Origin of the sequence: Dysgonomonas gadei ATCC BAA-286, from assembly GCF_000213555.1 — a bacterium.
Classification (GTDB): Bacteria; Bacteroidota; Bacteroidia; order Bacteroidales; family Dysgonomonadaceae; genus Dysgonomonas; species Dysgonomonas gadei.
On record NZ_GL891999.1, the window covers coordinates 1 to 1,350 of the forward strand.

At 30.0% G+C, this 1,350-nt stretch carries 1 protein-coding gene; it reads right to left on the reverse strand.

The window, feature by feature from the left end:
- Positions 1-54: 54 nt before the first annotated feature.
- Positions 55-1,233 (reverse strand): IS4 family transposase, encoded by a 1,179-nt coding sequence (locus tag HMPREF9455_RS20510; RefSeq protein ID WP_245532217.1) that lies wholly within the window; start codon positions 1,231-1,233, stop codon positions 55-57.
- Between the last annotated feature and the right edge of the window lie 117 nt (positions 1,234-1,350).

Sequence of the window (1,350 nt, forward strand, 5' to 3'; positions counted from 1 at the left end):
TACGCCCGGTTATGATATTTTGTTATACGGGCGTGTGCAATACACTAGTGTCCACTAAAAAAAATTAAGACATAATTGAGTATCATTTTGATAGTTTATCTGCGTATCATTATTATTAAAAAGATTTTCTATTGGCATTCTTTCAAATAATGATAAACTAAGTATTCGTAATATTTCATAAGTGGACACTTTTATTTTTAATTCATGTTTCATGATTGTAACAAGACAATAGGTTATTATAGCAGAAAATATTTGAATTTTGACGGCATTTTCAGAAGTCCCATAAAACTCCTTTATTCTCAAATGTTGTTTTATCCATTTGAAAAAGATTTCTATATTCCAACGATATTTGTATAGAGTGGCAACTTCTTCAGCTGTTATATCCAGATTGTTTGTCAAAAAAGAAAAAGTAGTTTTCAACTCCTTGCTATAATATACAACAGATCGTAATTTATCGGGATATCCTTTTTGAGCGATTCTGGATGTAAAGATAATAATCTGATCAGCCATGATTCCCGTTTGGGGATTATTATAGTTTTTGTCGGTTAATACTTTATATTTCATATTCAGTTTTTTCCTTACTACAAAAAAAGCATCTATAAGATTAATTGCATATAATTGAGGAGTACTCACATATGCTTTATCAAAAAGATAGAATGCATTGGTTTCGTATGGAATAATATCCATCAGGGTGCAATCGCTGGTTAATTGATCGGTAATGACATTGAAAGTTGGAATTTGGTTCTTTATATCATATAAAGTATGCAATTTAATTCCCCCTGTTCCTTTTCGTTGCTTAGCCCACCAGAATGTATTGATACATAAAGTGATTATTGAAGAATCAAATGCATAAATATTACTATCTGTTTCCAGGTCAACAATCTGTGTATTATTGGATTTTATACAATCAATGAGCTTTAAAGAAAATTTTTCAAAAACATCTATACTACGTACTTCATTGGCTTTAGATAAATTACTACGTGTTACGCTTTTTCCAAATCCAAGATGATAAAACTTTTTCTTATGCGCATCAAGTATCCCTATCAAATCCCGAAGGCTTTCCCGATTAGATAACTGACCAAAAATCAGAACTAAAAGGTGATTCCAACAAGTAAATGATTTTACATATTTATTGCCTTCGTATTTATCGACTAAACAATCAAAAGCTCTCTTGGGCAGAAATCTACATAATTGAGTAAAAACGTAATGTCCATTGTGCATTCCTACTATCATTTTGTTACTTCTAACAAAAATAGAGATTTGAAATGTACACGTAAAAAAAACGAATATTATTAATTGCATATCAAATAATTACATCGCTTGTTAATGTTTTTTAGTGGACACTAGTGT

What these genes read in the sequence shown, in the direction of transcription:
- HMPREF9455_RS20510 (WP_245532217.1), bottom strand. Translation starts at nt 1,233, where the DNA reads ATGATAGTAGGAATGCACAATGGACATTACGTTTTTACTCAATTATGT.